This is a genomic window from Amycolatopsis sp. VC5-11 (assembly GCF_037034185.1).
Classification (GTDB): domain Bacteria; phylum Actinomycetota; class Actinomycetes; order Mycobacteriales; family Pseudonocardiaceae; genus Amycolatopsis; species Amycolatopsis nivea.
This window is the reverse complement of the sequence record NZ_JBAGKF010000003.1, coordinates 48,397-70,850: the sequence shown is the minus strand read 5'-3', so window position 1 is coordinate 70,850 and position 22,454 is coordinate 48,397. Positions and strand designations below refer to the sequence as shown.

21 protein-coding genes and 4 tRNA genes are annotated in these 22,454 nt (G+C 70.5%); 12 read left to right on the top strand and 13 right to left on the bottom strand.

Annotated features, from left to right (window positions below; genetic code table 11):
- Nucleotides 1-129 precede the first annotated feature (129 nt).
- Nucleotides 130-669 carry an RNA polymerase sigma factor gene (locus WA670_RS11815; protein ID WP_336157711.1) on the top strand — a complete coding sequence of 180 codons (540 nt, stop codon included), beginning with the start codon at nucleotides 130-132 and terminating at the stop codon, nucleotides 667-669.
- Entirely contained in the window at nucleotides 666-929 is a 264-nt protein-coding gene (locus WA670_RS11810) for a hypothetical protein (protein ID WP_037815611.1), read from the top strand. Before WA670_RS11815 ends, WA670_RS11810 begins: the two co-directional genes overlap by 4 nt.
- 130 nt (nucleotides 930-1,059) lie before the next feature.
- On the opposite strand, the gene WA670_RS11805 is transcribed toward WA670_RS11810, so the two are convergent.
- Nucleotides 1,060-1,134: transfer RNA gene (locus WA670_RS11805), tRNA-Val, on the bottom strand.
- A 391-nt stretch (nucleotides 1,135-1,525) separates the two neighbouring features.
- On the opposite strand from WA670_RS11805, the gene WA670_RS11800 reads away from it, so the two are divergent.
- From WA670_RS11800 to WA670_RS11785, 4 genes are all read left to right on the top strand, one after another.
- On the top strand, nucleotides 1,526-1,951 hold the full coding sequence (locus WA670_RS11800; RefSeq protein WP_005159130.1) for an SsgA family sporulation/cell division regulator: 426 nt from the start codon (nucleotides 1,526-1,528) through the stop codon (nucleotides 1,949-1,951).
- Nucleotides 1,952-2,080: 129 nt separating this feature from the next.
- Nucleotides 2,081-2,153 (top strand) — tRNA-Gly (locus WA670_RS11795).
- A gap of 21 nt (nucleotides 2,154-2,174) precedes the next feature.
- A tRNA-Cys gene (locus WA670_RS11790) sits at nucleotides 2,175-2,245 on the top strand.
- 1 nt (nucleotide 2,246) lies between these two features.
- Nucleotides 2,247-2,321, top strand: a tRNA-Val gene (locus WA670_RS11785).
- A gap of 62 nt (nucleotides 2,322-2,383) precedes the next feature.
- On the opposite strand, the gene WA670_RS11780 is transcribed toward WA670_RS11785, so the two are convergent.
- The gene (locus WA670_RS11780; protein ID WP_336157710.1) at nucleotides 2,384-3,505 is read right to left on the bottom strand and encodes a Dyp-type peroxidase; all 1,122 of its coding nucleotides are present in this window, start codon (nucleotides 3,503-3,505) and stop codon (nucleotides 2,384-2,386) included.
- 685 nt (nucleotides 3,506-4,190) lie between these two features.
- Here WA670_RS11780 and WA670_RS11775 point away from each other — a divergent pair.
- Entirely contained in the window at nucleotides 4,191-5,507 is a 1,317-nt protein-coding gene (locus WA670_RS11775; RefSeq protein ID WP_051729110.1) for a right-handed parallel beta-helix repeat-containing protein, read from the top strand.
- Nucleotides 5,508-5,549: 42 nt separating this feature from the next.
- On the opposite strand, the gene WA670_RS11770 is transcribed toward WA670_RS11775, so the two are convergent.
- On the bottom strand, nucleotides 5,550-6,278 hold the full coding sequence (locus tag WA670_RS11770) for a hypothetical protein (protein ID WP_336157709.1): 729 nt from the start codon (nucleotides 6,276-6,278) through the stop codon (nucleotides 5,550-5,552).
- Between the two features lie 228 nt (nucleotides 6,279-6,506).
- On the opposite strand from WA670_RS11770, the gene WA670_RS11765 reads away from it, so the two are divergent.
- Nucleotides 6,507-8,930: an SdrD B-like domain-containing protein gene (locus WA670_RS11765; RefSeq protein WP_336158028.1), complete on the top strand. Its 2,424-nt coding sequence runs from the start codon at nucleotides 6,507-6,509 to the stop codon at nucleotides 8,928-8,930.
- Between the two features lie 72 nt (nucleotides 8,931-9,002).
- Here WA670_RS11765 and fgd read toward each other — a convergent pair whose 3' ends face one another.
- The 4 genes from fgd to WA670_RS11745 form a co-directional block, all read right to left on the bottom strand.
- On the bottom strand, nucleotides 9,003-10,007 hold the full coding sequence (gene fgd / locus WA670_RS11760; RefSeq protein WP_336157708.1) for a glucose-6-phosphate dehydrogenase (coenzyme-F420): 1,005 nt from the start codon (nucleotides 10,005-10,007) through the stop codon (nucleotides 9,003-9,005).
- 105 nt (nucleotides 10,008-10,112) lie between these two features.
- A complete protein-coding gene (locus WA670_RS11755) occupies nucleotides 10,113-11,540 on the bottom strand; it encodes a glycoside hydrolase family 76 protein (RefSeq protein ID WP_336158027.1) in 1,428 nt (475 codons plus the stop codon).
- 124 nt (nucleotides 11,541-11,664) lie between these two features.
- A complete protein-coding gene (locus WA670_RS11750; protein WP_107051095.1) occupies nucleotides 11,665-12,039 on the bottom strand; it encodes a YciI family protein in 375 nt (124 codons plus the stop codon).
- A gap of 78 nt (nucleotides 12,040-12,117) precedes the next feature.
- Nucleotides 12,118-12,408 carry a hypothetical protein gene (locus tag WA670_RS11745; RefSeq protein ID WP_134731346.1) on the bottom strand — a complete coding sequence of 97 codons (291 nt, stop codon included), beginning with the start codon at nucleotides 12,406-12,408 and terminating at the stop codon, nucleotides 12,118-12,120.
- 1,333 nt (nucleotides 12,409-13,741) lie between these two features.
- Here WA670_RS11745 and WA670_RS11740 point away from each other — a divergent pair.
- On the top strand, nucleotides 13,742-14,536 hold the full coding sequence (locus WA670_RS11740) for a siderophore-interacting protein (protein WP_336157706.1): 795 nt from the start codon (nucleotides 13,742-13,744) through the stop codon (nucleotides 14,534-14,536).
- Between the two features lie 3 nt (nucleotides 14,537-14,539).
- On the opposite strand, the gene WA670_RS11735 is transcribed toward WA670_RS11740, so the two are convergent.
- Nucleotides 14,540-15,064: a methylated-DNA--[protein]-cysteine S-methyltransferase gene (locus WA670_RS11735; protein ID WP_442893091.1), complete on the bottom strand. Its 525-nt coding sequence runs from the start codon at nucleotides 15,062-15,064 to the stop codon at nucleotides 14,540-14,542.
- Nucleotides 15,065-15,107: 43 nt separating this feature from the next.
- Between WA670_RS11735 and WA670_RS11730 the strand changes: the two genes are divergently transcribed.
- Nucleotides 15,108-15,725 (top strand): RraA family protein, encoded by a 618-nt coding sequence (locus WA670_RS11730; protein WP_037815601.1) that lies wholly within the window; start codon nucleotides 15,108-15,110, stop codon nucleotides 15,723-15,725.
- Between the two features lie 221 nt (nucleotides 15,726-15,946).
- On the opposite strand, the gene WA670_RS11725 is transcribed toward WA670_RS11730, so the two are convergent.
- Nucleotides 15,947-16,135: a hypothetical protein gene (locus WA670_RS11725; RefSeq protein ID WP_043835915.1), complete on the bottom strand. Its 189-nt coding sequence runs from the start codon at nucleotides 16,133-16,135 to the stop codon at nucleotides 15,947-15,949.
- A 121-nt stretch (nucleotides 16,136-16,256) separates the two neighbouring features.
- Between WA670_RS11725 and WA670_RS11720 the strand changes: the two genes are divergently transcribed.
- Nucleotides 16,257-16,550, top strand: coding sequence for a hypothetical protein (locus WA670_RS11720; RefSeq protein WP_037815596.1), 294 nt, complete (start codon nucleotides 16,257-16,259; stop codon nucleotides 16,548-16,550).
- A gap of 201 nt (nucleotides 16,551-16,751) precedes the next feature.
- Nucleotides 16,752-17,981 carry an alpha/beta fold hydrolase gene (locus WA670_RS11715; RefSeq protein WP_336157705.1) on the top strand — a complete coding sequence of 410 codons (1,230 nt, stop codon included), beginning with the start codon at nucleotides 16,752-16,754 and terminating at the stop codon, nucleotides 17,979-17,981.
- A 61-nt stretch (nucleotides 17,982-18,042) separates the two neighbouring features.
- Here the strand turns inward: WA670_RS11715 and WA670_RS11710 are convergent, their stop codons facing one another.
- The 4 genes from WA670_RS11710 to WA670_RS11695 all read right to left on the bottom strand — a co-directional run bounded on the left by WA670_RS11710 (nucleotide 18,043) and on the right by WA670_RS11695 (nucleotide 22,451).
- Nucleotides 18,043-18,894, bottom strand: a complete 852-nt coding sequence (locus WA670_RS11710) for an oxidoreductase (protein WP_336157704.1) — start codon at nucleotides 18,892-18,894, stop codon at nucleotides 18,043-18,045.
- A 77-nt stretch (nucleotides 18,895-18,971) separates the two neighbouring features.
- Nucleotides 18,972-19,829: a helix-turn-helix transcriptional regulator gene (locus tag WA670_RS11705; RefSeq protein WP_336157703.1), complete on the bottom strand. Its 858-nt coding sequence runs from the start codon at nucleotides 19,827-19,829 to the stop codon at nucleotides 18,972-18,974.
- Nucleotides 19,830-19,887: 58 nt separating this feature from the next.
- Nucleotides 19,888-21,384 (bottom strand): helix-turn-helix domain-containing protein, encoded by a 1,497-nt coding sequence (locus tag WA670_RS11700; RefSeq protein ID WP_336157702.1) that lies wholly within the window; start codon nucleotides 21,382-21,384, stop codon nucleotides 19,888-19,890.
- Nucleotides 21,381-22,451 (bottom strand): DUF917 domain-containing protein, encoded by a 1,071-nt coding sequence (locus WA670_RS11695; RefSeq protein WP_037815588.1) that lies wholly within the window; start codon nucleotides 22,449-22,451, stop codon nucleotides 21,381-21,383. The genes WA670_RS11700 and WA670_RS11695 overlap by 4 nt, the downstream gene beginning before the upstream one ends.
- Nucleotides 22,452-22,454: the final 3 nt, after the last annotated feature.

Here is a 22,454-nt window from a genome sequence, read left to right as displayed (position 1 = left end):
TGGACGTGCGGCCACGAGGCCGGCACGACGAAGGAGGCTCGATGACCCTGATCATTGTCGCGGCGGCAGTCGTGGCGGTCCTGGTGTGCAGTTGCGTGGTTTTCCTGCGAGCGCGCGGAAGGTCGAAGCGTGGCTGAGCCGTGGCCGGCAGAGCAGCTCGTGGCGGCGGCGCAGCGCGGCGACGAGGCGTCGGTCGCCGTGCTGGTGTCCGGCGCGTACCCGCACGTGCGGCGGTTCGCGTTCTCGTTGTGCGCGAGCAGCCAGGACGCCGAGGACGCGGCGCAGGAGGCGATGATCGTCCTGTTCCGCAAGATCGGAACGCTGCGGGCGACGGCCGCACTCGCGTCGTGGATGTTCCGGATCGTGCGCAACGAATGCCTGCGGCGGGCGCGGGCTTTGGTGCAGCGCGACGAGCCGGTCCCGGAAGCGGCCGGCCCGTCCGCCGAGGAAGACGTGCTGAGCAGGCTCGAGGTCGAACGCCTGTCCGCCGCCGTCGCCGCGCTGCCCGCCGATCAGCGCGGCGTGCTGATCATGCGCGACATCCAGGGCCTGCCGGGAAAGACCGTCGCCAAGTCGCTCGGCCTGAGCACGGCGGCGATGAAGTCGCGCCTGCACCGTGCCCGTACCGCCGTGCGCGCCCGCCTGGATCTCCCGGAGGAAGACCGATGAGCACCCGACCGTCGTTCGCCAGCAAGTCCCTGCCCGTCCATCTCGCCCGCGGGGCGATCGGATTCGGCCTGATCGCCGCGTCGATCGCGCTGGCCCCGGTGCTCGGATGGGCGAGCGTGCTGTTCCTGCCCGCGGGCGTGCTGGCCCTGCGCGGATGTCCGACGTGCTGGGCGATCGGGCTGGCGCAGACCCTCTCGCGGGGCCGCCTGGAACGGACGTGCGCCGACGGGCAGTGCCGGATCTCGACGAGAGGTTCCTGAACTGGCTGGCCCCACCGTCTTCTCGCGCACGCCATGCGCGACGCAACGTGTCAGCCCGGACGGGAGCGGCCAGCCCTGGAGACGCCGATGGCCTGCCGGCGAAGATCGTCGGCAGGCCATCGGATGCTGCTGGTGGGCGATACTGGGATCGAACCAGTGACCTCTTCGGTGTGAACGAAGCGCTCTCCCGCTGAGCTAATCGCCCGCTCGCGGTGCGGATCCAGTCTACCCCACGACTTTCGGGGGCCTGCAAACGGGTGGTTTGATCCGACTACAGCGCGTCTGCCAGCGAATACCGTCCGAACAATCCCAAGCTAACCAAGGCCTTGCCCGGGCGGGGGCGCGTGCGGGCGTCCGCGACATCCGTGCGACGGTGCTATCGCACAGCGGCCGAACCGCGCAAGATGTACTGGTGGCTCCCCACCGGGCGCCCGCTGAAGGCTGCGCGGCACGGACGGCGACGGACCGGACGGACCTCGGGGCAGACGGTCTCGAACGGGTGATCTCGAGCGCACTCGCGACGGATCCGGGCTCCTGGTGCGTCTCACCGTTGTCCTCGGTCGTCCGGGCCGGGAAGGGAGACGAAGGGTAGGACGATGCGCAACGATCACGTGACGCTCCGCTCGACGGCGGTCTTCGACCTGCTGGCGCCGCGGACCCCGGCGGTTCCGGTGAAGGTGGAGCTGCGCTACGACACCCGCGACCCCTATGCCGTCGTCGCCGCCTTCCGCACCGGGCGGGCCGGCTGGGTCGAATGGGTCTACGCGCGCGACCTGCTCGCCGACGGCCTCCTCGCCGACGCGGGCGACGGGGACGTCCGCATCCGGCCCTCGGTGGAGGACCCGGAGTCGGTCCTGATCGAGCTGAACTCGCCGTCCGGGCACGCCATGTTCGAGGCGTCCGCGCAGGAGCTGGCCGATTTCCTCGACCGCACGTACGACGTCGTGCTGCCGGGCAACGAGCACCTGTGGGTCGACGTCGACGACGCGCTCACCCACCTGATCCCGAACGATCTGGCCTGATCACCGGCCCGCGAGCGGGCCAACAACCCCCCGGTGCCAGGACGGTTGCCGGGGTCCGATATGGTTTCTTCACACCACGGCGACGGGGTGCGGACCGGAATACCGGCACCGCCTCGGACCCGAGGTAGTGCGGACGTAGCGCAGCTGGTAGCGCATCACCTTGCCAAGGTGAGGGTCGCGGGTTCGAATCCCGTCGTCCGCTCGGAGGGCTCAAGCCCCATGCGGTGGAGTGGCCGAGAGGCGAGGCAACGGCCTGCAAAGCCGTGTACACGGGTTCGAATCCCGTCTCCACCTCGCGCGATTAGCTCAGCGGGAGAGCGCTTCCCTGACACGGAAGAGGTCACTGGTTCAATCCCAGTATCGCGCACCAGCGTTGTCCGGAAGCCCTGCCTTCTCCTCGGAGAGGCAGGGCTTTTCCGTGTCGCCCGTGCTTCACGCCGGGAACAAGGTCGACCCCAGCGGCCGGTGTTCGTCGAAGCCGGGAAGGACCAGGAAGGCCCCGCTCGCGGTGGTGGTCGTGAACGGCAGCAGCTCGTCCGCCGCCTCCATGCTCGCCAGCGTCGCGGTGAACGTGTGCAGATCGTTCTGGAAGCTCACGAACAGCAGGCCGGGTGCCGGCGCGTCCATGCTGTAACTGCGGCGCAGCATGAGCCCCGCGCCCACGACGTTCGCGTGCGCCCGGCGGATATGAGCGCCGGCGGGGACGAGATAACGGCCGTCCGGCGTTTTCGCGCCCAGCTCCGGCCCGTCCCCGATGGCCCCGCCCGACAGCGGAACCCCGGTGTCCCTCCGGCGGCCGAACACGGCTTCCTGCTCCGCGACCGGCAACGCCGCGAACCGCGCCACATCGAGAACCATCCGCCGGACGACCGCGATCGTGCCGCCAGCCACCGGCGCCGGTCCGGCGATCCACAGATCCCGCTGCTGCTCGACCGGCGTGCGCGGGCCGACGATCCCGTCGACAAACCCCAAGACGTTCCGCGGCGCGGTCTGCCCCTCCGAGACCGGGATGTGCGGTCCGCGCGCGCCGGATTGCCGCCAGCGCTCGCGCACGCCCGGCGTCGCCAGGAGCGCAGCCGCGACGATCGGCGGGACCAACGGGTCGCTCGCGCAGATCTGAAGCAGCAAATCCCCGCCGCGGTCGGCCGGAGCAATCTCCTCGCGCGCGGCCGGAGGGAGGTCTTGTGCGCCCGGCAGATGCGGATCCACGGCCCGGACCAGCCTCGGCCCGACCCCGACCGTCACGGTCAGGTCGCCCGCGGGCAAGCCCAGCAGCCGCTCGTCCTTCCCCGCAGTCGCAGCCAGGATCTGCCGCCCCAATCCGGCGAGAAGTGGCCCTGGTGCAACGGAAACCTCCGCACTGACGACCAAAAGATGCGATTGCGGCTGCTGCGGCGCGATGATCCCGGCTTGATGCGCCCCGGTAGGCACAATCGGACCGGACCGGTTCTCGACGTCGGACACGGGAGCCGCATGACACCCGGCGGCGAGTCCGGCGGTCACCGCCGCCCCGAGAAAAGCCCGCCGGGAAGGGCGGCGCTCAGCGGAATTCACGACGGGCAGCGTGACAGATCCCGATGCGGCAGGCGAATTCGGCTCGGCAAACGGGTGTTTGCTCGGCAGCCCGGCGAGGTGGCGCACCGCTCGCGACCCGCGACGAGAGTCCCGGCAGAGTCCGCTACCCCGAGATGAACCGCATGCCGCTGCTGCATCAACGGCGGAAGTAGGCGAGTCCGGCAGCGCGGCGCCCGCCCCAACTCGCAACCCCCGATCCCGCACGCGCCGCGACTCCGGCAGCGCAGGACGCACGCCCGCACCCGACCGCCGACCCCCACCACTCCCTCCCCCGCACCCACGAATCCCCCCGCACTCAACCGACCCCCCCATCTCCAGTCCCAGCACACCGCGAATCCCGCAGCACTCCGCGCTGAACCGCCAACCCCAGCACCCGCGAATCCCGCAGCACCCGGCGCTCAACCGACGACCTCATCGCCAGTCCCCCACCACCCGCGACCTCGCCAACGCACCATCCGTTCCCCGCGCTCAACTGCCGCCCCCCTCATCACGCCCGTCTCCGCATTTCCCGCGACTCCGGCCGAACAACACCCGATCCCGCACCCGGCCGCCAGCGCACCCCACTCCCCCGCGCCCGCGCAGCACAACCCCAACCAAGCGCCCGACCGCCGCCCCGGCTGACAATCACCCCAACGGAAACCGGCGCTCATGCCAGACTGGGCGCATGCGTTTTCTCGCCATGGTGGCGATCCTGGGGCTGTCCGCCGCGCTGGTCAGCGGTTGTGGTTCTTCCTCCGCCGAGGGGCACCGGCCGGACGGGGCGGGTGTCACGATCCGCGTTCCGGCCGACGCGCCGACCATTTCCGCCGCGGTTTCCCTGGCTCAGGCGGGAGATCTCGTGCTCGTCGCGCCCGGCGAGTACCACGAAACGGTGAAAATCACGACGCCGAGGGTCACGCTGCGCGGCGAAGTGCGGGAAAAAGTGGTCGTCGACGGGCAGCTGAAGCGGGACAACGGCGTCGTCGTGTCCGCGCCGGGCGTCGCCGTCGAGAATCTGACCGTCCGGAATCACACGCAGAACGGCGTGCTCGTGACCGGTTCGGGTAAAGCCGCCGACGGGCTGCCGGGCCACGGCGGCGGGTACGACACCGGGGACGAGCCGATCCGTTTCCTCAGTTCGTTCCTGGTCTCGCACGTCACCGCGACCCGCAACGGGCTCTACGGAATCTATGCGTTTTCCGCGCAGAATGGAGTGATCGAGCAGTCCTACGCGTCCGGCGGCGCTGATTCCGGAATCTATGTCGGCCAATGCAAACCGTGCCGGACGGTGGTGCGGGACAACGTCGCGGAACTCAACGCGGTCGGGTACGAGGGGACGAACGCCAGCGGCGAGATGTACGTCGTCGGGAACCGGTTCAGCGGGAACCGGGTCGGGGCCACCAGCAACTCCGATCACCAGGAGAAGCTGTTGCCGCAGCAGGATTCCGTGCTCGCGGGCAACCTGGTCGCGGCCAACGGGCAGGCGGCGACGCCGGAGCAGGCCGACGGCGGCTGGGGCATCGGGATCGGCATCGACGGCGGCAGCGGCAACCAGGTGCTGCGCAACCGGATCGCCGGGAACCCGAACGCCGGGGTCGTCCTCACCGCGACCCAGGACATTCCGCCGAACGGCAACCGGATCGTCGGCGACGTCTTCGCGGCGAACGGCCTCGACGTCGGCTGGACGTTCCCCGGCGCGACCAAGGGCAGCGGAAACTGCGTTGATTCCGGGCCGCTGCACACGATTCCGGAGGGACTGCCGACCAGCGCCGCTTGTCCCGCGGCCGCCGCCTCGCCCTCGGGGATGTGGACGAGGGCGAAACCGCCCGCGGGAATTCCGTTTACCGAGGTCGCGGCGCCGCCGTTGCAGCCGCAGTTTCCGGACGCGCGCACGGCTGGACCCACGGTCGTCCCGGCAGTGCCGGAGTTTCCGGACGTCGCGAAAATCCAAGCACCAGCGGCGTCGTTGCTGGCCGACCGCGCGTCCGTGGCCGCCGCTTAAGGAATCGCCCAACCCGCGACAACACCGCACTCGAAGAAAACCTCACCGAACAGAAGGCACCGCGGTGAATTCGTGCGTGTCGAAGGAAATGACGACCGGATCCGTTTCTCCCGGGATCGCGGCCTGCACCCGGTACATGACGCCGTCCGCGTCGAGCCAGTACCGAACTTTTCCTGCGCTGCCGGGGCGGTCGCGCGAATCCGGGCCGGTGAAGACGTCGACCGGATGTCCGTTCACCTGATCGGCCGCTACCCATTCGGCACCGTTCTGCGGCAGCAATTGCGCGTTGTCCGGCCGGTCGCTGCCGAGGCCGAGAAGAATCGCCAATGCGCGGTCGAGTGCGCCCGCGGACGGGTTGAGCGGGCGGCCGAACCAGCCGTCCGAAGGCGGTTTCTCCGGAGGGAAATCCGGGACGACAGCCAGCGGGCGGAGTTCGATCCGGCTGGCGGTCCACCGGATCAGACCATTGCCGGAGTCGTTGCGCCCCTTGCCTTTCAGCACTCCGTAACCGGACTTGGCGCGGTAATCGGCCGAACCGGTGATCACGAGTTCGCCCGCCGCGCCGGGGACACTGATCGTCACCGCGCGGCCTTGTTTCTGGTAATTGCGGAATCGCGCGATCGCGAGCCGGCTCGCCTCGTCCGCGGTGACCGCGCGCGGGCCGGAATCCGGGGAACCCGCGGCGGCATACCAGAATATTCCCGCGCCGAGCGCGACTGTCACTGCCGCGGCGACGACGATCCACCGGCGCGCGATCCGTTTTCCCAGCACAGCGAGTGACCGTAGCAGGGTTTTCGATTCACCCGGTCCGTGTGTCCCGGTGCCGTACCCGGACTGACCTTTTTCTGGTTCACTGTTACAGCTTTGCGCCACGCCGCGCGAATATTCCGCGCAGAGAACGGAGATCCCGCAGTCATGACCCGAGGTGGCAGAAGAACGAGTGGCAGATTCAGGCTGGCGCGCGCCGCCGCCGCTGTCCTGATGCTGGGCGGCAGCACGATGACGGTGACCACCAGCACCGCCACTGCCGCCGAGGACGGCACCTTGACCGTCCAGGTGCTCCGCGATTTCTTCGGCACCGGCATCGTCAACGCCGCCATGGACACCCCGCAGCCGGGCATGTCCGTGCTGGTCACCGACCCCGCCGGGCATCAGGTGCGCGGCCGCACCGACGCGGCGGGCAAGGTCGTGGTGGACCCGGCCGCCCCGCTCGCCGGCGGCCGGTACCGCGTCGACGTTTCCGTTCCGGATCCGTATCGCGCGTATTTGCGGGCCGCGCCCGCGTCGACGGAGAAAAACCACTTCGACAGTTTCACGACGTTCGTGGATCTGCGGGAAGGCAAAGACGTTTCGGTGATCACCGGCGTCTGGAACCCGGCCGACCACACTCCGCCCGACGCCCGGTATTACGTTCCGGTGCAAAGCCCGGCGGTGAACAGCGACGGCAGCGCGCCCGATCCGAACAGCCGCGCGCTGGTCGCTTTCGACCGCAGTCTCCGCGGCACCTGCCCGGCCGACTCGGCCTGCCCGACCGTGCTGAACACCCAGGCCCAGGTCGGCACCACGTGGGGCTTGGCCTACGACAAATACCGCGACCGCATTTTCCAGGCGGCGTTCGCGAAACGCTTCACCACCTACGGCCCCGAAGGCGGCGGCGCTATTTACACCACGCCGCTCGGCGGCGGCGCGCCCACATTGTTCGCGAAAGTGCCGGATGCCGAGGTCACCGCGCACGGCAAGGTCGACATGCTCAAAGACCAGCACTTCGTGGACGTCCCCGGAAAAGAAAGCCTCGGCGGGATCGCGCTCACCGAGGACGGCAAAACGCTGTACGCGGTGAGCCTGGCGACCCGGAGCCTGCTCAGTTTCGACGCGACCGGAGCCACCGCGAAACCGGGCAAGACCGTCCCGATCCCGGCCCCGGATTGTGCCGTGCCCAACGACTGGCGGCCGTTCGCGGTCGCCGCGCACGACGCGAAACTGTACGTCGGCGGCGTCTGCTCGGCGGAAAGCACTAAGCGGCGCGAGGATTTGAAGGCCGTGGTCTACACCTACGACGGCGCGAAATTCACCCCGGTCCTCACCCACGGCCTCGACTACCGGCGCGGCTACGTCATCACGGTCCCGGACCCGGACGACAGCATGGACCACTGGAACCCCTGGGACACCTCGTTCTCCTCGTGGGACAAGTTCATCCGGAAGGGCGCGGGGATCAACCCGCAGCCGGAACTGGCGAGCCTGGCGTTCACCCGCGACGGCTCGATGATCCTCGGCTTCCGCGACCGGTTCATGGACGTCTTCGGCTCCGGCAAAGACCCGCGGCCCACCGACGACACGGTCCGGACCGGGATGTCCGGCGGCGACATCACCATGGCGTGCGCGGCGCCCGGCGGCGGATACGACTGGGAAGGCACCGGGGCCTGCCCGAACCACGGCAAGCCCGAGACGAACGGCCACGAACCGCCCGGCGTCGTCGAGTACTTCCCGGGCGACTTCTACGATCCGAACCGGTCCGGCAACGGCGTGCACCAGGAGTCCTCGCAGGGGTCGGTCGCCTACGTCCCGCAGCAGCAATGGGTGATCAGCACCCAGATGGACCCGGCGCAGTACGTCAGCTCCGACGGCGTCGGCTACTACGACGTCGACTCCGGCATCGGGCCGGGGCAGGACAATCCGAAGCACGGGTACGCGTTCGTGGGCCCGGCGAACAGCTTCGGCAAGGCGGGCGGCCTCGGCGACATCGCCTACCAGGCGGCGAACGCGCCGATCCAGATCGGCAACCTCGTGTGGTTCGACGGCGACCACAACGGCGTCCAGGACCCGAACCGCACCGACGAGGTCCCGCTCGCCAAGGCGACGGTCAACCTGCTGGACGCCGACGGCGCGAAGGTCGCCAGCACCCGGACCGACAAGGCGGGCGAGTACTACTTCGGCGGCGTCGGCGCGGAATACCAGCTGAAGCCGGGCGAGAAGTACACCGTGCAGTTCGACGTCTGCACCGCGGCGACGGACAACGTGCCCGGGACACCGCCGGCGACCGATCTGCGGTTCACGCTCCCGACCGCCGGACCGGACCGGGCGCACGATTCGAACGTCGTGCCGCCGAAGTCCGGACGGCTCTGCAACGGCTACGCGCCGGTGACCGCTCCCGCCGAGGCGGGCGGGGTCGACCACACCATCGACGCCGGTGTCTATCTTCCGTTGCCGCCGGGTCCGCCCACGTCGTCGGCGCCGCCGGGCACGAGCCCGAACCCGGCTCCCCCGGCGGCCCATCCGCCCGCCTCGGACGCGACGGACACGGATTCGCTGGCCTCGACCGGGATTCCGCTCCTGCCGATGCTGCTGATCCTCGGCGGGGCGCTCGTCGCCGGAGGCACGGCCTTCCTGGTGGCGGCCCGCAGAAGGCGGTTCAGGCGGCAGTGACCGCGGCCGGGGTCCGCACGCCTGGTGCGGACCTCGGCCCGGTTTACCCCTAGCGAAGACGGGAAACCGCGGTCAGGACAGCGCGCGCAGCCGGGGCAGCACGTCCTCGGCGAACTGCGACAGGTAACGCTCCTGGTCGTGCCCGGGACCGTGGAACACCAGGTGGTTCAGGCCAGCGTCGAGGTACGGCTTGATCTGCGCGACCGCCTCGTCCGGGTCGGACGCGACGATCCACCGCTTCGCGACCTGCTCGATCGGCAGCTCGTCGGCCAGCCGCTCCATCTCCTCCGCCGACGACACCGTGTGCTTCTGCTCCGCGCTCAACGACAACGGCGCCCAGAACCGCGTGTTCGCCAGCGCCTTCTCCGGATCCCGGTCGTACGACATCTTGATCTCGATCATCCGGTCCACGTTCGCCGCGTCCCGCTCCCCCGCGGCCGCGCCCTCGGCCATCGCCGGCATCAGCTTCTCGGTGTAGAGGTCCATGCCCTTGCCCGACGTGCAGATCATCCCGTCGCCCGCGCGGCCCGCGTACTTCGCCACCACCGGACCGCCCGCCGCGACGTACACCGGCACCGGACGCTCCGGCCGGTCGTAGATCTTCGCGTTGACCAGCCGGTAGTAGTCGCCCTCGAAATCGACGCTGTCCTTGCTCCACAACTCCCGCATCAGCCGCACCGACTCCCGCAGCCGCGCGAACCGCTCCTTGAACTCCGGCCACTCCCGGCCCGACACCGCGATCTCGTTCAACGCCTCGCCCGTGCCCGCGCCCAGAATCACCCGATCGCCCGACAGCAACGCCATCGTCGCGAACGCCTGCGCGATCACCGCCGGGTTGTACCGGAACGTCGGCGTCAAAACGCTCGTCCCGATCAGCACCCGGCTCGTCCGCTCCGCCACCGCCGGCATCCACGCCAACGCCCACGGCGCGTGCCCGCCCTCGTGCCGCCACGGCAGGAAATGATCCGACACCCACACCGAATCCAGCCCCAGCTCCTCGGCCCGCACCGCGAACTCCACCAGCTCCCGAGGCCCGAACTGCTCCGCCGACGCCTTGTACCCGACCTTCAGCTCCACGATCGCCCTTCCCCGTCCGCACGCACCACGCAGGATTCCGTGGCACCGTCAACCGTACCCGGACGGGCCTTGCGGAGGCGGGTGTGCTGTCGGTCACTAACGGGGCTAGTACGTGGCGGTCATCAGGACGAGCGCCGCGGCCTGGCAGCCCGGGCCTTTGTCCCCGCCTGAGGACCACGGACGCGAGTACTGGTCGAAGTCGTTGCGGGAATGGGCGTAGGCGGAATCCGCTTGTCTGGCCAGGAAATCGCGGTAGGGCGCGTCGGCTGTCGCAGCGTCCAGTTCGGACAGTCCGCGGACGAGACCGGCCTTGAAGTACGACCCGTCGTCGGTGCAGCTGCTGCCCTCGCCCGGGTCGTGGACGATGCCGTCGGAGCCGGTGAAGTACGACCCGGTGCGGGTCGTCGCGTCGGCCACTGAGCGGGCGGTGTTGATCAGGTTCTGGTCTCCGGTCACTTCGGACAGCGCCGTGAGGCCGGAGACGAATACGCCCTGGTTGTAGGTGTAGCGCTGCCCGACCGCGGTGCAGCTGGTGCCGTCGACACCGTCCACCACCAGGCCGTCGGACCCGATGAGTCCCTTGCCGCGGAACCAATCCCAGCCTTGTTGCGCCCGGGTCCGGTAGGTCGCGTCGCCGGTGCGGTCGGCGATCGTCGCGTTGACCTCGATGTACAGGCTGTTGGAGATGGACGCCTTGTACGTCAGGCCTTCTTTCCAGCGGATGCCGCCGCCGCAGTCGGTGGTCCAGAAGGTGTGCATGTGGTCGGCATCGGCCTTCGCCGTGGCGAGGTAGCGCTGCTGGCCGGTGCGGTCGTAGGCGTCGAGCCACGCCATCGCCCACCAGCCGGTGTCGTCGGAGAACTCGTTGCGGAACTGGCCGCGGCCGGCGTTGACGTTCTTGTCGTACGACGTGGCCATCGCGTAGTCGTAGCTGGCCATCCGGCTGACCGACGCGTTGCGGATCACCGCGGCGAGCGACACCGCGGTGCCCCAGCCGCCGCCGTTGCGGAAGTAGCCGGTGCCGTTGTCGTAGAGCGCCATCATCGCGGTCGCCGCCGCTTGCGCACGGTTCGCCGCGTTCCAGCGGGTGCGCGCCCAAGGCGTACAAGCGATCCGGCCGCTGTCGATGGCGCTGCCGCACGCGCGCAGGGCACCGACGCCGCGGTTGTTCCAGTCGTCGTTGTTGTACATCTGGGTGCGCCAGCCGCCGACCCCGGACGGCGCGGTGGTGAGCCCGAGCTGCGCGCCGCCGTCCCAGGTCGCGCCGCCGTCGAAGGACCGGTCGAGCCACACCCGGTCGCCCGGGCGCGAGTGGTCGACGACGGCCCAGCCCATCGGGTCTGCGTCGGCGAAATGCAACTGGAGGACTCGGTCGTCGAGCGCCGTCGTGACCGCGATCCGGTCGCTCGACGCCTGGTCGGCGGCGCGGTCGTCGCAGTATTTGTTGCACACCACGATGTTCGCCGCCGGCCGGGGCGCTTTCGCGTGGACCGGCAGCAGCGCCGACATCGTTGTCAGGACCGCCGTGAGCATGACCCGCACCGCTGCCTCCTCGGACCCCGTTCCCCCGGAACGAAGATCCGCCCGAGACGCGGTGCGGGTCAACGAATGACAAAGACCTGGCTCGAGAATGCCGCCGGCTGCCCGGCGCGCTGGGCTATTCCGCGGTCAGGTCCGGGAGGTCGTCGAACTCCACGACCTGGCGGACCTCGACCTCGATCTCGTCGAACAGGTCCGCGTACTCGCTCGCGTACTGGACCGCCTGCGCCCGGTCCGCGGCGTTGACCAGGGCGAACCCGCCGATGACCTCCTTGGCCTCGGTGAACGGCCCGTCCGTCGCCTTCGGGGCCGCGCCGCGAGGTTTGCGGACGATCGCGCCCCTCTCCGACGGGTGCACGCCCTCGGCGGTGATCAGGATGCCGCGTTCGGTCCAGTCCTGGATGAACGCGCCCATTTTCTCCATGAACTCGGGGCTGGGGTTCCAGGCCTCGGGGGCGCTCTCGTCGAGCCGGTGCATCATCAGGAAACGCATTGACCGCTCCTCGGTTGGGGCTGGCTTCGTCCAGCCGTCACATCCTCGTCGAACGGCCTGGCGCGGGTTCGACATTTTTCAGCAGCGATGCGTCGGCGACTTCCGCGGCCGGGCTGCCCACGCCGCGACGCCCGCGACCAGGGTCACCGCGGCGCCCGCGATGGGGCTGTTCATCAGCACGAGACCGCTGAGGAACGCGGTCCCGGCGAGGAGAAGCAACGCCATCCGGAGCGTGGCCGCCCAGGCGACGACGAAATCCGCGGCCCGGGACATCCAGGGCTCGCGAGTGTCGGGCTTGCGATGCCGCCCGGGCTTGCGCCGAGCCAGCACGCGGTGCGCGGAGGCGACCATCTCTTCCCTGGTCGCCACCCGGCGAGGAGGACGGGAGAAGGGATCCCAGTCGACGACGACCCGGACTCGGGCCGGGTGGTCGGGGTCGGGGTGGTTCGGTGGGGGTGGCTGCGTTGTGGTGGGGGCGGGCGGGAGCGGCTGGTTGCTTGCCGTTATGTCGCCGGAACGGGCGGGGCCGGTTGTGATGCTTGTGGGCGGGTTGAGGCTCGCCGAGCCGTTTGCCGCTGCCTCACCGGAACGGCAGGGCTCGGCTGCGGTGCTTGCGGACGGGTTGGGAATCCTCTGGTTGCTTGCCGTTGTGTCGCCGGACCTGACCCGGTCGACTGCGGTGCTTGCAGGCGGGTTGGGGATCGCCAAGCCGCTCCCCGCTGCCTCGCCGGAACGGGCGGGGGCGGCTGCAGTGCCGCCAGCCAGCTTGGGTTTCGCCGAGTCGCCTGCAGCCAGGTCGGGCTTCGGCGCGGCACCTGGCTCGGCTGCGCCGCGTGCGGCCGCGCTGGCATTCGCCGCGCTGGCATCTGCATCGGCCGTGTCGCCCGGCGGCAGGGGCTTTTCCTGCTCGTTCGCCCCGCTGTCCTGCATCTCCTCCGCAAGCCGCGCCAGACTCTCCTGGTCGCGAGGCAGCGCCGCTTCCCCAGCGGACCCTCGATTCGGCTGAGGCTCCCGGACCAGCACCGCGCCTGCCGCCCGCGCGGGCGGCTCGCCGGTTCGGTGCGGTTGGTCGGCGAGGCAGGGAACCACCGTCATGAGGTCGTCATCCCTTTCTCTTCCGGCCGGCGGACCGGCCCCGACGGCTATCCGGAGCCCTGGCCGTCGTGCGGAGCGGGTCCCGGATGCGCTCATCCTGGCGAAGACTGTGCGTCACCAGCCAGCTCTACTGGCAGTGTCGCGGTGAACGGTCCCTCAGCGTCGCCCAACGGTTCGAGTGACGGTTTTCGCTACTCTTCGCGGTCACCGATTCGACACCCGGCGGACACTCTAGCCGCGACTTGTCCAGACCTCTTGGCGTGCCCTCGAACTGCGGCGAACCGGCTCTGACACGGGAAGATGCACGTTCATTCGCACAGTCGCCAGCCGGAGAAACTCGAGCTCGGCACCCCAGTACGCCACACAATCATACACAGAGTGTCACGCCATCCCCGGTTATTGAGCGGTCAACAGTCACCCACAAGAGTGATACGGAGAGTGATCAACAGGAGAGCGTTACGCCCGGCAGGCTGGCCCGAACGGACGTATCCGCATTAGGCGAGGAGTACGCACAGCTTCGACCAGGGAGATTTCGGCCCTTGCCGTCCCGTCGCACCACTGGCTAGCGTGAGACAGGTAAGCCTTACCTAAGTGAATCGGGACCACCATGCCGACCCTCCCCCAGCGCCGCACGCCTGACAGCAGGCGGCTGCTCCGGGCGTCCGTGCTGCGAGCTGAACGGACGTCCACGCATTTCGTCACCCTCACCGTCGGCGGGGAGGATCTCGAGGACTTCGCGCCGCTCGGGTTCGATCAATGGTGCCGGTTGTTCTTCCCGCGCGAGGGGCAGCGCGGGCTCCGCCTCCCCACTGCTTCGAGCAATCGCTGGCTCGCGCAGCACATGCTCATGAGCGCCGCGTCCCGGCCGTGGGTGCGGAATTACACGATCCGGGCGACGCGGCCCGGCGAGGTGGACATCGAGTTCGCGGTGCACGGCGACGGCGGTCCGGCCTCGCAGTTCGCCGAGAACGCGCGGCCGGGCGACGAGGTCGGGATTCTCGACGAGGGGATCACTTATCTGCCGCCGGAGGGCGTCACGCAGCTCCTTCTCGCCGACGAGAGCGCGATTCCGGCGGCGTTGGCGATCTTGGAGTCATCGCCGGGTCTGCGGGCCACCGTCTTGCTGGAAGTCGGGGCGCGGGACGACATCCAGGCGGTCGACGTGCCGCTCGGCACCGAAATGCAGTGGCTGGTCCGCGAGGACGACCGGCTGCCCGGGCGGCTCGCGCTCGACGTCCTCGGCCAGCTCGATCTTTCCGATCCTCCGGGCTACACGTGGGTCGCCGGGGAGAGCGGGCTGGCCACCGGCGCGCGGCGGTTCCTCACGCGCGAGCGCAGGGTGCCGAAGCAGGCGATCTCGTTCCAGGGGTATTGGAAGCACGGTCGCGCCTCGCTGGGGTAAGCCTCAGAACAGGCGTCCGGCGTCGTCGGCGGGCGGTTCCTCCAGCTGCAGCAGGAACCGTTTCCGGTCGACGCCGCCCGCGTACCCGGTTAGGCCGCCGCTGCTGCCGACTACCCGGTGGCACGGCACGACGATGCTCAGCGGATTCCAGCCGTTCGCGTTGCCGACCGCCTGCGCCGCGCCGGGCTCGCCGAGTTCGACGGCTAGGTCGCGGTAGGTGCGCGTCTCGCCGTAGGGGATGCGGGTGAGCAGCTGCCAGACGCGGCGCTCGAACTCGGAGCCGCGCAGGTCCAGTTCGAGGTCGAAGGTCCGGCGCCGGCCGGTGAAGTACTCGTAGAGCTGCTGAGTCGCGTCGGCGAAACCGTCGTCGGTGCGCGGGCCGAAGTCCGGGAAACGCGGGGTCCGGCTGTGGCCGTCGAAGTAGACGGCGACCAGCGCGCTGCCGTCGGCGACCAGGGTGAGGTCGCCGACCGGGGACGTCGCGACGGTGTGCCGGAAAGCCATCTTCTCCTCCGTGATCGGTGCCACGGAACGGTATCCGGCCGGGCCGTGCGTGAGAGCATCGCCGTCCATGGAAGACGGTTTCGCCGACATCCCGACCACGACCCTCGCCGACCTGCTCGGCCGCGGCCAGGTGCTCGACTACGGCGTGCGGCCCTTGTGGGGTCCCGTGCCGCGGATCGCCGGGCCCGCGTACCCGGTGCGCTGCCCGCCGGGAGACAACCTCATGCTGCACGCGGCCATCCACCGCGCGCCCGCCGGAGCGGTGATCGTCGCGGAATCCGGCGACGTCGACTACGCGCTGGCCGGCGGCAACGTCTGCGCGACCGCCCAGCGCCGCGGCATCGCGGGCTTCGTCCTGGACGGCGTGATCCGCGACCTGTCCGAGGTCCGCGAGGCACGTTTCCCGGTGTTCGCGCGGGGCGTGATCCCGATTCCCGGGACGAAAGCCAAGGTGACGCCGCTCGGCGAGCCCGCCCGGTGCGGCGGGGTGACGGTGCACCCCGGGGACATCGTCGTGGCGGACGAGGAAGGCGTGGTCGTGGTGCCCGCGGCCGATGCGGCGCAGGTGCTGGCGGACGCGCGGGCGAAGCTGGCCAAGGAGGAGGCGCAGACGCTTGACGAGTGGGCGGAGGCGCACCGGGCGAAGGTGGACGCGGCCCTGGAGGCTGGCGGCTTTCGCGGCTGATCCGGAGCGCTCGCTCGCGATGCCCGGCTGGCTGCGGGATCGGGAGGGGTTGATTGCTGGATAACCCGGCTCGCTCCGGCTGGCCCGTCGACATCCCAGCTGGCCGGACGCCTGGCTACTGGATCGGGGGCTTGCTCGCCGGAGCACCCGGCCCCTCCGCATCCCGGCTAGTCAGGCGGCCCGGCTACTGGATCAGGAGGCTTGCCCGCCGGAGCACCCGATCACTCCGGCCGCACCGTCCACAACGGACCGGCCGTTGCCAGCTCGGGGCCGGGTTCGGATTCCGGCGGGAGGGGTTCGGGGTCGGGAAGCGGACGGTCCGGTCCTGGCGTCACCGGATCGGGTTCCACCGGGCCTGGCGGGACGGGCTCGGGCGGGGCGGGCGGCGCGGTCGAGCGGGGGCGAAGCATCGCGGGCTCCTTTCTCTCCCTGATGGGCTACCGCACACCGGCGGCGGCGAAACATCCACCCGTCCGCGCGAGGTCGGCTAGGGTCGAAGGCGGAGCCGACGAACCGAGAAGAGGCGAGACGATGAGCGCGGACAAGCCCGGCGAGCAGCAGCCGCTCGACGCGGAGATCGTGGAGAGTCCCGGCACGCCGCCCGCTGACCTCCCCGAGCCCGACTACAGCGACAACGGCGCCCCGTCGTTCGACTTCGTGCGGGACCGGATCGAGAAGCGCTACACCACCTCGGTCGGTTCGCAGGAGCTCGCCGGGATCGGCGGGCCGGAGGATCTGCAGTCGCTGGACAAGAAAATCGCCGACCGCAAGGAGGCGGCGAAGGACAAGCTGGCCGAGATCCGCCGGTCGATGGGCAAGGAGTAACGCCGTTTCCGGCTTGGGCTCAGCGCGGCGGACACTCCGCGCCGCAGAGGTGAAGCCAAGCGGGAAAGACTGGGACGAGCGCGCGGCAATCATCCGCCACCGGGGTCGGCTGGCCAATCCCGGCGGCACGACCGTCCACAATAGACCCGCCCTGCCAAACTCCGTGGCTTCCCCGCCGCCCGTTCTGGTTGAATCGCCCGTATGGCAACCACCGTGCGCATTTCCGGCCTCGTGCTGACCGAGCACGAGTTCTCCGTCCCCCTCGACCATTCCCGTCCCGACGGCGCGAAGATCACCGTCTTCGCGCGCGAGGTCGCTGATCCGGACGGGCTGGACCGGCCGTTTCTCGTGTACCTGCAAGGCGGTCCCGGGCACGAGGCGCCGCGGCCGTCGCGGGGCGCGCCGAGCTGGCTGCCGCGGGCGTTGCGGGAATACCGGGTGCTGATGCTCGACCAGCGCGGCACCGGGCGCTCCACGCCGGTCGGCACGCTGCCGGGCACTCCGGGCGAGCAGGCCGACTATCTCACCCACTTCCGCGCGGACGCGATCGTGCGCGACGCGGAGTTCATCCGGCAGCAGCTGGGCGTCGGGAAGTGGAGCGTGCTCGGCCAGTCGTTCGGCGGGTTCTGCACGCTCGCTTACCTTTCCCAGTACCCCGAAGGGCTGGCCGAGGCCTTCTTCACCGGCGGGCTGCCGCCGATCGCGCGGCATCCGGACGACGTCTACACCGCGACGTTCGCCAATCTCCTCGAGCGCAACCGCCAGTACTACCTCCGCTACCCCGGCGATCGCGAGCGCGTCGAAGCGCTGCTTCCGTTGCTCGACGACGGGGCTGTGGTCCTGCCCGACGGCAGTCCGCTGACCGCGCGGTTGTTCCAGCAGCTCGGCTACCTCTTCGGCGCCAGCGGCGGCGAGGAGGCGCTGCACTACCTGCTCGAACGCGACCCGAAGTCCCCCGCCTTCGCGCACGATGTCGCCAGCTCGCTGCCGTTCAGCGCGCGCAATCCGTTGTATTCGGTCATCCACGAGTCGTCGTACTCCGACGGGTTCGCCACCCGCTGGTCCGCCGAGCGCGTGCTGCCGGACGAGTTCCGCACCGACCGGACGCTGTTCACCGGCGAGCACGTGTTCCCCTCGCTCTTCGACGACCTCCACAGCCTCCGGCCGATGAAGGAGACCGCCGAACTGCTCGCCGCGCACGAGTGGCCGCGGCTGTACGACGCTGACGTGCTGCGCGAGTGCACGGTCCCGGCTGCGGCCGCGATCTACGCCAACGACATGTACGTCGAGCGGGTGTTCTCCGAGGAAACCGCGCGGCTGATCCCGACGCTGCGGCCGTGGATCACCAACGAGTACGAGCACAACGGCCTCCGCGCGTCGGGCGATCACGTGCTCGGGCGGTTGATCGACCTCGTGCGCGGGCGCGTCTGACCCGCGGTGCGGGGAACCCTGAACCCCCTTGCCATCCCAGGATTCCCCGCACCGGCGAGGATCAGGCGACGGTGACGCCGCCGTCGACGGAGTCGGTGGAGAGGGTCAGGTCCTGCCAGGCGTCGAAGTCCTCCTGCACGCGCTGGCGTCCGGCGGTGACCAGCCGCAGCGCGTCCGAGCCCAGCAGCAGGTGCACCGGCGGGTTTTCCACGTCCAGCAGCCGCAGGATCGCGTCGCCCGCGCGGTCGGGATCGCCGATCCCCTGTCCGGCAAGAGCTTGGCGGCGGGTCCGGATCGGGTCGAACAGGGCGTCGTAGTCGGCGATGCTGCGCGGGGCGCGGACCAGCGACCGGCCCGCCCAGTCGGTTTTGAACGCGCCGGGGGCCACCGCGGTCACCCGCACGCCGAACTGCGTGACCTCCTGGGCGAGGGTGTCGGTGATGCCTTCCAGCGCGTGCTTGCTGCCCTCGTAGAACGCCAGGCCGGGGAAGGTGGTGTGCCCGCCCATCGAGGTGATCACGAAGATCTGGCCGTCGCGCCGTTCGCGCATGCCGGGCAAGACCGCCTTGATCGTCGCGACCGTGCCGAAGACGTTGACCTCGAACTGGCGGCGCAGCTCCGCCATCGACGATTCCTCGAAGGTGCCTTCGAGCCCGTATCCGGCGTTGGCCACGAGCACGTCGACCGGGCCGAGTTCCGCTTCGACCTCCCGCACGGTGGGTTCGATCCGGTCCGCGTCGGTCAGGTCGAGGACGAAGGCGCGGGCGCGTTCGGGGCCCAGTGCCCGGAAATCGGCCGCGTGCGCTTCGGTGCGCACGGTGCCCGCGACCTGGTGTCCGGCGGCGAGGGCGCGTCGGGCGACGGCCCTTCCGAGGCCGGTGCTGACGCCGGTGATCAGGAAGGTTTTGCTCACTGCTCAAGATCCTTTCGTGAAAATGGCAGGACGGCATGGACCCCGCGAGGACAGCGGGGCCCGAGGATGGGCGAAGGTCAGGACTCGGCGGGAGCGGCCGGTTCGCGGCCCCAGCTGGCGAGCAGCCGCAGCCGTTCCTGCGAAGGCGAACCGGCCGGCGCGCTGTAGACGACCATCGACTGGCCCGGGTCGGCGACCGAGGTGAAGATCTCGTACTGGAGTTCGAGATCGCCGGCCACCGGATGCCGCAGGTGTTTGAGGCCAGTGCTGCGTTCCTGGACGCGGTGTTCCGACCACCACGCCGGGAACTCGGGCGACCGCATCATCAGCTCGCCGATCAGGTTGGCGATGTGCTGGTTCCGCGGCTGCGCGGCCGCGGCCAGCCGCAGCCCGTGCACGTAGTCGCGGGCGACGCGTTCCCAGTCCCGCCACACCAGGCGGGCCCGCGGATCGAGCAACGTCCAGCGCGCCATGCTGCGTTCCCGCCGCGGCAGCTCGGCCACGTCGGGAAACAGCAAGGCCCACAACGCGTTCCCGCCGACGACCGTCAGGTTCCGGTCGCTGACGAACGCCGACGCGAGCTCCATCGAGTCCAGCACCTGCCGCAGCGCCGGACGCAGCCGGGACGCGTGCTCGGCCTGGTCGAGGCGTTCGGCCGTGGCGCCCGCGAGAGCGAACAGATGCCGCCGCTCGATGTCGTCGAACCGCAGCGCGTCGCAGAGAGCGTGCAGCACCTGCTCGGACGGCTGCCGCGCGCGGCCCTGTTCCAGCCGGGTGTAGTACTCGGTGCTGACCCCGGCCAGCTGCGCGACCTCGCTGCGGCGCAGGCCGGAAACCCGCCGTCCGCCGTCGAATCCGTCCGGAAGACCGATCTCGTCCGGCTTCAGCCCGCCGCGGCGGGCCCGCAGGAAATCGCCCAGGTCGTTCTTGCCCATGCCTCGAGTCTGCCTTCCGCCCGGGCGCTGCCCAAGGCCGTAACTGGTCCTGTCAGTACTACTCACCGGACCGGGCGAGGATGACTGCTCGAGCAGCCAGATGCAGCGCCAGCCGTTCGTCCGGACGCGACAGGTCGACCTGCAGCAACTGCTCGATCCGGCTGATCCGCGCCGCGACCGTGTTCCGGTGAATCCCCAGCACAGTCGCGGTTTCCGCCAGCGAAGACTCCACATCGAGATACGCCGCGAGGGTGCGGATCAGGTCGCCGGGCACGGAAACCAGCGGAGCGAGCAACGCACGCGCGGCAGGCTCGAACGTGTCCGTGCGCGTCCATTCCAGAAGCAGCTGCGCCATGCCGAGCTGGTCTACGTGCAGGAAGTGCCCGGTCTCCGGACGGGTCGCGGCGAGGCGCGCGGCGTCGGTGGCTTCGGCGACTGTCGCGGTGAGACCGTCGGCGTGCGGGCGGCCGACGCCGAGGTGCGCGTCGAGGGTGCGGCGCAGGCTGTGGTGCACGGCGCGCAGCCGAGCGGACAGCGCCCGCACCCGTTCTGCGGTCGGTTCCTGTTCGAAGGTGACCCAGCCGGTCCAGCCCTCGCCGTGTTCGACGGTGACCGCGTCGATCGACTCCGCCCGGAGCGCGCGCACGACCTCCTGCGTGCGAGAGACCGTGTCGACGTCTGCGGGCACGCCGATGCGCAGGCCGACGTGCCAGCCGCCGAGTCGCCAGCCCGCGTCTGCCGCGCGTCGGCGCAGGTCGGCACCGGGTTCGGTGTCGTGGCGAAGCAGGTCGCCCAGCAGCGCGGACCGGGAACGGGCGTCGCGTTCCAGTTCCAGGCGGTGGGCCAGCAGCCAGCGCTGCACGGCACCGGCGGCGACGGCCAGCGTCGCGGCGACGACGTCCGCGCGCGGGGCCTTCGCGCCGGTCAGCTCAGCGGCCAGCCAGACCGAAGGCTGCGGCAGCACCGCGGGATGCGCCAGCAGAACGCCGTCCGCGAGGGTGACGCGTTGTGGGACCGGCTCGTGCACTCGCACGCGGGCGGCCTCGGCGAGTTCTCCGGCGAGCACTTCACCGCGGTCGTCGAGGACGGCGACGGGAGCGTCCAGCAGTCGGCGCAGCACGGTCACGATTTCTTCGGGCGGCCGCAACCGCTCCCCTAGCGCCCGATGTGCGGCGAGCACGGCTTCGGCGCGGTCGATGTCCGGGGCGGCCAGGGCGAGGCGGGCGTCCACGAGCAGATCCAGCGGATCGCCGGACGTGACCAGCAGCGGAACCGACAGCCGTTCGGCCAGAAGTCGTGACGCGGCAAGGGGTTCGGCTCCGGGAAGCAGGACTCCGGCGGCTTGTGCGTCGGCGCAGCGGCGCAGGAGTGCGTCGATCTGCCAATCGGAACCGAGCGGGCGGACGACCACCACCAGTTCGCCGCGAGCGGGCGTGCCGGACGCGTCGAGCGCGGCCTTGACTGTCTTGAGTGGACGGTCCAAACCGGACTCTCCGGAGCGCACCCGGACCGGGCCGGCCCACGAGGGCAGCGCGAGCAGCTGGCGGAGAATCACTGGGCTACCACCGGATCGCAGTCGATTCCGTATGCGCGCGGCTCCAGCAGCGGACGTCGTCGCGGGTCGGTCCAGAACGGGGACGCGGCCAGGCACACGACGTCCACCTCCACTCCGGCGCGGATCGCGTCGCACTGCAGCGGGACACCCGTACGGCGATCGAGGACCGAGAGAACGTCCGGAGTGGACGCCACCGGCAGCCCGTCCCGCAGCGCGAGCAGGTACTCGTTCTCCATTTCCAGCCGCAGCAGCGCGCCGTCGCGGTGATCGGCCAGCGTCGCCGAGCCGCGGCCGAAGCCCGGATGACCGTGCTGGCCGGGGCCGATGTGCCGAGACACCTCCAGCACCCGGCCGCGGGCGAGAACCTGGCCGTCGAGGGCGGTTTCCAGCGCGGCGAGGTCCGGGCTCTCCCCCGCCGCGAGCACGCGGGAGCCGAGGGCGAGTGCCTCGCTCGTCGTGCCGGGCACGGTGTGGTCGGCCAGTTCGCCGGCCGGGATCGGGGCCAGCGCGATCGCCGCCCAGCCGCCGGAGCTGGCCAGGAACGCGCGGATCCCGCTCTCGACCACCGAGGCCGCCGCGGCGGCGAGCACCACCACCCGGCCGCCGGGTTCGGCCATCGCGGCCGGGGCGACGCCGCGGCCGGTCGCGGCGACCGAGAGCTGGTCGAGCCGCGGCAGCCCGCGCCCGGACAGGTCCGCGTCCACGCAGGGCAGCCCCAGCTCCTGGGCGATCACCAGCGGAAGCAGGCCGTTGAGGCCGCCGATCTCGATGGTCATCAACGCCTGCGCGCGCTGCCCGGTCCAGCGTTCGATCGCCTTGATCGCCGAGGCGAACTCGTCGCCGCTCGGCAGTTTCTCGGCGAACGCGGCGGTCGCGCCGACGATCCCGACCGGGACCACCAGGGTGTCCGGCGGCAGGTCCGCGATCGGGTGCACGACGGGTTCGCGGCCGGATTCGGTCAGCCGCCGCAGCAGCACCGCCGCGGTGACGGTGTCGCCGCCCCCGCCGGACCCGAGCAGCGCGACGCCGCGTTCGAGTGCCGGCACGTCCGCGGCGGTGATGCGCATGGC

Bases quoted from the DNA above. Each gene is read 5' to 3' on its own strand.
- WA670_RS11800 (WP_005159130.1), top strand. From the start codon at position 1,526: ATGCGCAACGATCACGTGACGCTCCGCTCGACGGCGGTCTTCGACCTG.
- WA670_RS11725 (WP_043835915.1), bottom strand. From the start codon at position 16,135: ATGCTTCGCCCCCGCTCGACCGCGCCGCCCGCCCCGCCCGAGCCCGTC.
- WA670_RS11730 (WP_037815601.1), top strand. From the start codon at position 15,108: ATGGAAGACGGTTTCGCCGACATCCCGACCACGACCCTCGCCGACCTG.
- WA670_RS11775 (WP_051729110.1), top strand. From the start codon at position 4,191: ATGCGTTTTCTCGCCATGGTGGCGATCCTGGGGCTGTCCGCCGCGCTG.
- WA670_RS11750 (WP_107051095.1), bottom strand. From the start codon at position 12,039: ATGCGTTTCCTGATGATGCACCGGCTCGACGAGAGCGCCCCCGAGGCC.
- WA670_RS11765 (WP_336158028.1), top strand. From the start codon at position 6,507: ATGACGGTGACCACCAGCACCGCCACTGCCGCCGAGGACGGCACCTTG.
- WA670_RS11755 (WP_336158027.1), bottom strand. From the start codon at position 11,540: ATGCTCACGGCGGTCCTGACAACGATGTCGGCGCTGCTGCCGGTCCAC.
- WA670_RS11810 (WP_037815611.1), top strand. From the start codon at position 666: ATGAGCACCCGACCGTCGTTCGCCAGCAAGTCCCTGCCCGTCCATCTC.
- WA670_RS11740 (WP_336157706.1), top strand. From the start codon at position 13,742: ATGCCGACCCTCCCCCAGCGCCGCACGCCTGACAGCAGGCGGCTGCTC.
- WA670_RS11705 (WP_336157703.1), bottom strand. From the start codon at position 19,829: ATGGGCAAGAACGACCTGGGCGATTTCCTGCGGGCCCGCCGCGGCGGG.
- WA670_RS11720 (WP_037815596.1), top strand. From the start codon at position 16,257: ATGAGCGCGGACAAGCCCGGCGAGCAGCAGCCGCTCGACGCGGAGATC.
- WA670_RS11715 (WP_336157705.1), top strand. From the start codon at position 16,752: ATGGCAACCACCGTGCGCATTTCCGGCCTCGTGCTGACCGAGCACGAG.
- WA670_RS11695 (WP_037815588.1), bottom strand. From the start codon at position 22,451: ATGCGCATCACCGCCGCGGACGTGCCGGCACTCGAACGCGGCGTCGCG.